The following is a 9,173-nucleotide window of genomic DNA, read 5'->3' as shown; positions in this document are numbered from 1 at the left end:
GCGGGTCACCCACCCGGGCGCGGGGGCTACACCCTCTCCGCCCATCCCCCTTCCCACCCCCCCCCCCGGCCGGGGGCCCCCACCAAAACCCCACCGCCCCCGTATGGTGGCCGGGGGCGGTCCCTCGCCGTGCGATCCGCTTCGGCTCAGTTCACAGCCCTGATCTGAGCGTGGCGCCGCGTCACAGCGGAATGTTCTTGTGGTGGCTGGGGCGCGAGGGAGCCGCGGCCAGCGCGGCGGCGATGACGCTGCGAGTCTTGGCCGGGTCGATGACCTCGTCCACCACGCCGATCGCCAGCGCGCGGTCGACGCCACCCGCGATCTTCTCGTGCTCGGCGGTCAGACGCTCGTGCAGCGCCTCGCGCTCCTCCTCGGGAGCGGCCGCGAGCGCCTTCTTGTGCAGGATGCCGACAGCGGCCTTGGCGCCCATGACGGCCACCTCGGAACCGGGCCAGGCGTAGACCGCGGTGGCGCCGAGCGAGCGGGCGTTCATGGCGATGTACGCGCCGCCGTAGATCTTGCGGGTCACCAGGGTCACGCGGGGGACGCGGGCCTCGGCGAAGGCGTGCAGCAGCTTGGCGCCGCGGCGGACCACGCCCTCCCACTCCTGGCCGACGCCGGGCAGGTAGCCGGGCACGTCGGTGATGACGATCAGCGGGATGCCGAAGGCGTCGCACAGGCGCACGAAGCGCGAGGCCTTCTCGGCGCTCTCGGAGTTCAGGCAGCCGCCGAGGCGCAGCGGGTTGTTGGCCAGCACGCCGACGGTGCGACCGCCGAGGCGGCCGAGGCCGACCACCATGCTGCGCGCGTAGCCCGCCTGCAGCTCCTCGAAGGAGGACTCGCCGTCGACGTTGTCGAGCAGCTCGTGCACCAGCGGCTTGACGTCGTAGGCGCGCTTGGCCGACTCCGGCAGCAGAGCCTTGAGGTCGACGTCGCCGTGCTCGGCGGCGACCATGTCGAATTCGCCCTGCTCGGCGAACATCGACACCAGCTTGCGGGCACGGTGCATGGCGTCGGCCTCGTCGTCGGCGACGATGTGGCACACGCCGGACTTCTTGCCGTGGGTCTCCGGGCCGCCGAGGGTGGCCATGTCGACCTGCTCACCGGTGACGGTGCGGACCACGTCGGGACCGGTCACGAAGACCCGGCCCTCGGGAGCCATGATGACGATGTCGGTCAGCGCCGGACCGTAGGCCGCGCCACCCGCGGCGAAGCCGAGCACCACCGAGATCTGCGGGACCAGGCCGGACGCGCGGACCATGGCCTCGAAGACGGTGCCGACCGCGTGCAGGGCCTCGACACCCTCGGCGAGCCGGGCGCCGCCGGAGTGCCACAGGCCGACCACCGGGATGCCGGAATCGATGGCGGTGTCGATCGCGTCGACGATGTGCTTGCAGCCCTCGACGCCCATCGCGCCGCCCATGACCATCGCATCCGAGCAGTAGGCGACGGTGCGCACGCCGTCGACCTCGCCGATGGCGGCGAGCACGCCGGACTTGTCGCGGGGATGCAGCGGTAGCACCGTGCCCGGATCGAAGAAGCGCTGGAGCCGGCCCATCGGATCACGAGGGTCGGTCGCTGTCTCCGGTGTAAACGCGGGTGCCATGATCGTCATCGCGTTTTCTCCTCATCAGAAAGAGTGTGTGCCGCGGGTCGCGGCAGATGGCCGAAAAGACCGTGGATTCGAAAAACCCGGTGGGGTGCAGGCCGCTGTTCATCGGCCGACCCCACCGGGATCGTTGAGCTGTCGATCGAGCGACTATGCGCGACCGAAGGCGAGGGCAACATTGTGCCCACCGAAACCGAACGAGTTGTTGATCGCGTATTCGATTTTCTGGTGGCGGGCCTCGCCCTTCACCACGTCGAGGTCGATCTCGGGATCCTGGTTCTCCAGGTTCAGAGTCGGCGGAACGATGCCGTCGCGGATGCTCATGACGGTGAGGATCGACTCCAGCGCGCCGACCGCGCCGATCGAGTGACCCAGCGCCGACTTGGGCGCGTACACCGAGGGGTGGTTGCCCACCGCCTTGTTGATCGCGTTGGCCTCCGCCGTGTCACCGATCGGTGTGGCGGTGGCGTGCGCGTTGATGTGGGTGATGTCCTGCTTGCTCAGGCCGGCGGACTGCATCGCGCGGGTCATCGCGCGGGCCGCGCCGGTGCCCTCCGGGTCGGGGGCGACCAGGTGGTAGCCGTCGGAGGTGATGCCCGCGCCGAGCAGGCGGGCATGGATGGTCGCGCCGCGAGCCTTGGCGTGCTCCTCGGTCTCGAGCACCATCAGGGCGCCCGCCTCACCGAAGACGAAGCCGTCGCGATCCTTGTCGAAGGGACGCGAGGCGCCCTTCGGATCGTCGTTGCGGCTGCTGGTGGCACGCATCATGGAGAACGCGGCGATCGGCAGCGCGTCGATGTAGCCCTCGACGCCGCCGGTGACGACGATGTCGGCATCACCCATCACGATCATCCGCCACGCGTTCGCGATGGCTTCCGAACCGGACGAGCACGCCGAGACCGGAGTGACCACTCCTGCCCTGGCCTTCAACTCGAGCCCGACGCAGGCCGACGGACCGTTCGGCATGACCATCTGAACAGCCAGCGGCGAGATCTTGCGATAGCCACCGTTCTTCAGCTTGTCGACCGAGTCGATCAGGGCATCGCCGCCACCGAGTCCGGTGCCGATCGCGACGGCCAGCCGGTCGGGGTCGACCTCGGGGCTGCCCGCGTTCTTCCACACCTCACGACCGAGTACGGTCGCGAGTCGCTCGACATACGCCATGCGACGGATTTCCACCCTGGTGAGCAGGGTGTCGGGGTTCACCTTCAGATGGCCGCCGATGCGGACCGGAAGGTTGTATTCCTCGATGAAGGAATCCTCGAGAGCCTCGATGCCGCTCTCGCCGTTGAGGAGTCCCTTCCACGTCGCATCGACGTCGCCCGCGATCGACGTGGTAGCCGCCATGCTCGTCACGACGACGTTGGGGAAATTCCCATTCAAGGTGGAAGGAGTGGTCACTGTTTCGGCCCTACTCGCCGTCGAACTTGGCCTTGAGCTCCGCGGCCGCCTCAGCGTTCTCGGCCTCGAGCTTCTGGATGTAGGAGACAGCGTCTCCGACCGTCTTCAAGCTGGCCAGATCCTCGTCGGGGATCTTCACGCCGTACTTGTCCTCGGTCTGCACAGCGATCTCGACCATGGACAGCGAGTCGATGTCCAGGTCATCGACGAAGGACTTCTCGAGCGTCACCTCGGAGGGTTCGATACCCGTCACCTCTTCGATGATCTTGCCGAGTTCCTCGACGATTTGTTCCTGGGTCAGAGCGGCCACTTCGTGGCTCCCTTCTAGTTTCTCGGTAAGGCGTGTCCCCCGGGAGGGGATTCATATCCGGGGGCTTCTATGTGGTTTTCGGACCGCGACCGCCGGCTATTACCGACGATTCGGTCACGACCGGGCGTCATTACGGCGAACGGTCGCGGTGGAAAGCTAGCCGGAGTTCCCCAGCGCCGCGAAGGCGGGGAGGTCCTCGGGGGTCTTCAACGCCAGCGTCGGCGTGCCCTTCAGCTCTCGTTTGGCGATGCCGACCAGCGTTCCCGCCGGCGGCAGCTCCGCCACCGCCGACACACCGGCGGCGCGGACCGTCTCGGAGCACAGATCCCAGCGCACCGGCCGGGTTACCTGGGCGGCGAGCTTGTCGATCGCGTCACGACCCGAGGCCACCGGCTTGCCGTCGAAGTTCGACAGCAGGGTCCTGGTGGGTTCACCGGGCGTGATCCGCGCGATGGCCTCGGCCACCGCGTCCTGGGCCGGAGCCATGAAGGCGGTGTGGAAGGCGCCCGCTACCGGCAGCGCCCGCACCCGTGCCTTCTCCGGCGGATTCGCGGCCAGCTCGGCCAACGCGTCCAGCTTGCCTGCCGCCACGATCTGACCGACCGCGTTGCGATTGGCCGGCACCAGATCGAGTTCCTCGAGACGAGCCAGTACGGCGGCCTCGTCGCCGCCGAGCACGGCGGACATGCCGGTCGGTTCCAGCGCGCACGCCTTCGCCATCTCCGCGCCGCGGATCGCGGCGAGGGTGACGGCCTCGTCGGGGGTGATGACCCCGGCGACGGCGGCGGCGGCGAACTCGCCGACCGAATGCCCGGCCACGATCGTATCGGCAGGAAGCGGATCCGTCTCGCCTGACCCCTCGCCGATCTGCGCGTAGGCGAGCAGCGCGGCGGCGACGACCAGCGGCTGGGTCACCGCGGTGTCGACGATCTCCTCGGCCGTCGCGGTGGTGCCGAGACGAACCAGATCCAGGCCGGAGGCCTTGGACCACAGGGCGAGGCGATCACTCGCACCGGGGAGATCGAGCCAGGGGGCGAGCATGCCGGGTGTCTGGGACCCCTGTCCAGGGGCGAACAACGCGATCACGTCTCTAAGAAAACACTGTGAGCCCCGCCGCACGAGATGTCGGGCCGAATGAAGGTTTGGAACGGCTTTTGTGGGGGTTCTACAAAAACCCACGTGGACCGGCCCGATCGAACAGAACGATCCGTCCGTTACAAGCCTTCGGGCTCGTGTGTTTCCAGAGAGATACCTGAGGTGGATTGGGACGTTTCGTTACGCATTCGTGTCAGACGACCCATGGTCGCGGCGATGCGGAGCACGTACGCATCCCTCGCATTGAGCGGATCACGGCCGGTGATCTCGGCGATTCGCTTCAATCGGTACCGGACCGTATTTGGATGTACGTACAGCTGACGCGCGCAGGTCTCCACCGCGCCACCGCAATCGAGATAGGCATCGAGAGTGTCGGACAGCGCCGATCCGGCCGCCTCCAACGGGAGGACAACATACTCGTTCAACGCCTCCACCGCACCCCTGTCGCCGAGAAGCACCCGTTCGGGCAGCAACTCCGAGGCGTGCACCGGCCGCGGTGCCCCGCGCCAGCCCACCACGGCCTCCATGCCCGCCAGCGCCTCCACCGCGCTGGTGTGGGCGGCGCCGAGGGTGCGCATGGTCGGGCCGATCACCACCGGGCCGTCGGAGAACACCTCGGCCAGCAGGTCGGACAGGAACGGACTGGCGTGATGATCGCCGAGATTGCCGCTGACCACCATCACCAGCCGGGTGCCCTGCACCACCGCCAGCGCGGCACGGCCGTGGCGGGCGGCGATGTTGTGCACCGCCCCGACCGCGGACACGCCGTGCCCGCCGGGTGGGGTGCCCACCAGCACGGTGGCAGGCGCGGTGGCGTCCCAGTTGAGGGTGGCGGCCCGGGAGAGCATGTCCGGGCCGGTGTCGCCGCGCACCACCGCGTCGACGACGAGCGCCTCCAGGCGGGTGTCCCAGGCGCCGCGGGACTCGGCGGCGCTGGCGTACACCGAGGCGGCGGCGAATCCGAGCTCGCGCCCGTATCGCAGCACCGCCTCGGTGAGCGCGACCAGCTGCCGGTCGTTGCGCGCCAGGGCGGGCAGCCACTGTTCGAAGAACTCCATGGCCACCCGGACCATGTCCACGGTCTGGCGCAGCGTCAGCCGCCGCGCCAGATCCTGTGGGATCACCTGGAAGGTGTCCAGGCTGAACCGGATGTCGCTCTCCGGGTCCTGCAACCACTCCAGGAAGTTCACCACCGCCGTCTGCACCAGCATCTGCACGCCCGCGCGCTGCGCGGCGTCCAGATCGGCGAAGAACGGCAACCGGTCCTGCATCGAGCCCACCGCCTCGGTGGACAGCCGCCCGGAGAATTGCTTCACCCTCTTGAGCAGCGTGTCCGGCAGCGGGTCACGGGTCTGGCGGTTCGGCGAGAGGGCTCCGGTAGGCAGATAGACCTCGTGCTCGGAGGAGCCTTCCGAGATCCGTCTCGGCCGCGGCGGTTTACGGTCCACCCTCCAATGTTGCGCTATGCCAGATCGTCCTCCGAACCCACGGCCGGTTTCGGCGCGGCATCCACATCCCAGATGCGGTACTTCTGCGCCGCTTCCACGGCCTTCGCGCGGTCGATCCGGCCCGCGTTCGCCAGGCCGATCAGCGCCGCCACCACGATCGACTGCGCGTCGACGTTGAACCGCCTGCGCGCGGCCGGACGGGTGTCGGAGAAGCCGAAGCCGTCGGTGCCGAGGGTGATGAATTCGCCGGGCACCCACTGGCGCACCTGGTCGGGCACCGCCCGCATCCAGTCCGTCGCCGCCACGAACGGGCCGTCGGCCCGCGAGAGGACCTCGGTGATGTAGGGCACGGCGGGCTCGGCGCCCGGATCGCGCAGCGCGGCGATCTCCTTGACCAGCGCCTCCTTGCGCAGCTCGCCCCAGGAGGTCACCGACCACACGTCCGCCTGCACACCCCACTCCTCGGCCAGCAGCGCCTGCGCCCGCACACCGTCGGGCACGGTGACGCCGGAGACCAGGATCTGGGCGCGCAGCTCGCCCTCGCCGCCGGCCTTGTAGCGGTAGATGCCCTTGAGCAGGCCCGCCACGTCCAGGTCCGCGGGCTCGGCGGGCTGCTGGTAGGGCTCGTTGTAGAGGGTGATGTAGTAGAAGACGTCCTCGCCGCCGAAGGTGTCGTCCGCACGCTCCACCGGCTCGGTGCCCGGCAGCGCGCTCGGATGCGCCTGTGGCTTGCCGCCGCCGTACATCCTGCGCAGGCCGTCGCGCACGATATGGGCGATCTCGTAGGCGAAGGCCGGATCGTAGGTCACCACGGCCGGATTGGTGGAGGCCAGCAGCAGCGAGTGACCGTCGTTGTGCTGCAGGCCCTCACCGGTGAGCGTGGTGCGCCCGGCGGTCGCGCCGAGCACGAAGCCACGCGCCAGCTGATCGGCCGCGGCCCACAGACCGTCGCCGGTGCGCTGGAAGCCGAACATCGAATAGAAGATGTACAGCGGGATCATCGGCTCGCCGTGTGTGGCGTAGGAGGTGCCCGCCGCGGTGAACGAGGCCGTCGAGCCCGCCTCGTTGATGCCCTCGTGCAGGATCTGCCCGACGGTGCTCTCCTTGTAGGCCAGCATCAGCTCCGCGTCGACCGAGGTGTAGAGCTGCCCGTTGCGGTTGTAGATCTTCAGCGACGGGAACCACGAGTCCATGCCGAAGGTCCGTGCCTCGTCGGGGATGATCGGCACGATGCGCTTGCCGATCTCCTTGTCGCGCAACAGCTCCTTCATCAGCCGCACCAGCGCCATGGTGGTGGCGACGTTCTGCTTGCCCGAGCCCTTGCGCACCGACTTGTAGGCCTCGTCGCCCGGCAGCGTCAGCGGCTTCGCCGTGGTGCGCCGCTCGGGCAGGAAGCCGCCGAGCGCCTTGCGCCGGTCCAGCATGTACTGGATCTCGCGCGCCTGCATACCGGGGTGGTAGTACGGCGGACGGTACGGATCCTTCTCCAGCTCGGCGTCGCTGATCGGGATGCGCTGCAGGTCGCGGAAATCCTTGAGGTCCTGCAACGTCAGCTTCTTCATCTGGTGCGTGGCGTTGCGGCCCTCGAAGTGCTTGCCGAGGGTGTAGCCCTTGATGGTCTTGGCCAGGATGACCGTTGGCTGCCCCTTGTGCGCCATGGCCGCCGCGTAGGCCGCGTACACCTTGCGGTAGTCGTGACCGCCGCGCTTGAGGTTCCAGATCTCCTGGTCGCTCATGTTCTGCACCAGCGCCTTGGTGCGCGGGTCCCGGCCGAAGAAGTGGTCGCGCACGTAGGCGCCGTCGTTGGCCTTGTAGGTCTGGTAGTCGCCGTCGGGGGTGGTGTTCATCAGGTTCACCAGCGCGCCGTCGCGGTCGGCGCTCAGCAGCGCGTCCCACTCCCGGCCCCAGATCACCTTGATGACGTTCCAGCCGGCGCCACGGAAGAACGACTCCAGCTCCTGGATGATCTTGCCGTTGCCGCGGACCGGGCCGTCCAGGCGCTGCAGGTTGCAGTTGACCACGAAGGTCAGGTTGTCCAGCCCCTCCATGGCCGCCACGTGCGCGAGGCCACGCGACTCCGGCTCGTCCATCTCGCCGTCGCCAAGGAAGGCCCACACGTGCTGGTCGGAGGTGTCCTTGATGCCGCGGTCGTGCAGGTAGTGGTTGAACCGCGCCTGGTAGATCGCGTTCATCGGGCCCAGGCCCATGGACACGGTCGGGAATTCCCAGAAGTTGTTCAGCAGCCGTGGGTGCGGGTAGGAGGGCAGGCCGTGGCCGAGCCCGCCGTGGCTGTACTCCTGGCGGAAGCCGTCGAGCTGCTCGGCGCTGAGCCTGCCCTCGAGGAAGGCGCGGGCATAGATGCCGGGCGAGGCGTGGCCCTGGATGAAGATCTGGTCGCCGCCGCCGGGATGGTCCTTACCGCGGAAGAAGTGGTTGAAGCCCACCTCGTACAGCGCCGCCGAGGAGGCGTAGGTGGAGATGTGGCCGCCGACGCCGATGCCGGGGCGCTGGGCGCGATGCACCATGATCGCGGCGTTCCACCGGATGAACGCCCGATAGCGCCGCTCGACCTCCTCGTCGCCGGGGAACCACGGCTCGTTCTCGGTCGGGATGGTGTTGACGTAGTCGGTGGAGGTCAGCGCCGGGATCGACACGTGCCGTTCGCCCGCGCGCTCGAGCAGGCGGAGCATGAGGTAGCGGGCGCGCTGCGGCCCCTCCCGCTCGAGCATCGTGTCGAACGACTCCAGCCATTCGCCGGTGCCCTCCGGGTCGATGTCGGGTAGGTACGACGCCACTCCTTCGCGGATCACCCGCACGCGTTCGCCCGTGGCGGGCGCCGCGGCCCCGCCCGGGGCGGCGGCATCGGTTCCGGTGGATTTCGCCGGAACGGAAGAGTCGATGAGGTCGGTCAAATCTGCTCCTCGTGCAGGTGTGGAAAAGCGGATGTGCTTCGTTATCCGTGGACGATCCGCTGGTGTGCGAATTCGCCCGATGCGCCAGGTCGGTCGCACCTCCATCCTTCCCGAAGGTGCGTCCCGAAGCATCATGGCAGCAGGAAATCAAGTACCGTCTGCAGAAAATGGGTTACTGCCCAGTTGCCCCGGCAGCAGGACTCGATCGCCGGGCTCCATCGGCCACCATGCGCAGCCGCCACCGTGAGCAGGGGAGACATCGATGAAGCTGTTGATTCCACGTCGGATCGGGCTGGCCTGTTCGGCCGCGGCCGTGGTGGCGGGCACCGTCGTGGGGGGCGGGGCCCACCGGCCCCGCCCCCCCCGGCCCCCCCCCCCCCCCGGGGCGCGCTTCCCCC

General features: G+C 68.7%; 6 protein-coding genes. All 6 read right to left on the bottom strand.

Annotation, left to right across the window (positions count from 1 at the left end):
* Positions 1 to 181 precede the first annotated feature (181 nt).
* Positions 182 to 1,615, bottom strand: a complete 1,434-nt coding sequence (locus tag QH283_RS12330) for an acyl-CoA carboxylase subunit beta (protein WP_280503139.1) — start codon at positions 1,613 to 1,615, stop codon at positions 182 to 184.
* A 144-nt stretch (positions 1,616 to 1,759) separates the two neighbouring features.
* Entirely contained in the window at positions 1,760 to 3,010 is a 1,251-nt protein-coding gene (locus QH283_RS12325) for a KasA/KasB family beta-ketoacyl-ACP synthase (protein WP_280503138.1), read from the bottom strand.
* A gap of 10 nt (positions 3,011 to 3,020) precedes the next feature.
* Positions 3,021 to 3,320: a meromycolate extension acyl carrier protein AcpM gene (gene acpM / locus QH283_RS12320; RefSeq protein WP_280503137.1), complete on the bottom strand. Its 300-nt coding sequence runs from the start codon at positions 3,318 to 3,320 to the stop codon at positions 3,021 to 3,023.
* A gap of 156 nt (positions 3,321 to 3,476) precedes the next feature.
* Positions 3,477 to 4,406, bottom strand: a complete 930-nt coding sequence (locus tag QH283_RS12315) for an ACP S-malonyltransferase (RefSeq protein ID WP_280503136.1) — start codon at positions 4,404 to 4,406, stop codon at positions 3,477 to 3,479.
* Positions 4,407 to 4,534: 128 nt separating this feature from the next.
* Positions 4,535 to 5,833 (bottom strand): PucR family transcriptional regulator, encoded by a 1,299-nt coding sequence (locus QH283_RS12310; RefSeq protein ID WP_280503141.1) that lies wholly within the window; start codon positions 5,831 to 5,833, stop codon positions 4,535 to 4,537.
* Between the two features lie 44 nt (positions 5,834 to 5,877).
* Entirely contained in the window at positions 5,878 to 8,775 is a 2,898-nt protein-coding gene (gene aceE / locus QH283_RS12305) for a pyruvate dehydrogenase (acetyl-transferring), homodimeric type (protein WP_432420717.1), read from the bottom strand.
* Positions 8,776 to 9,173: the final 398 nt, after the last annotated feature.

It is taken from the genome of Nocardia farcinica, assembly GCF_029867845.1.
Lineage (GTDB): Bacteria > Actinomycetota > Actinomycetes > Mycobacteriales > Mycobacteriaceae > Nocardia > Nocardia farcinica_A.
The sequence above is the reverse complement of the archived record's forward strand: the minus strand, read 5'-3'. Positions and strand labels throughout refer to the sequence as shown.

What these genes read in the sequence shown, in the direction of transcription:
- QH283_RS12330 (WP_280503139.1), bottom strand. Translation starts at nt 1,615, where the DNA reads ATGACGATCATGGCACCCGCGTTTACACCGGAGACAGCGACCGACCCT.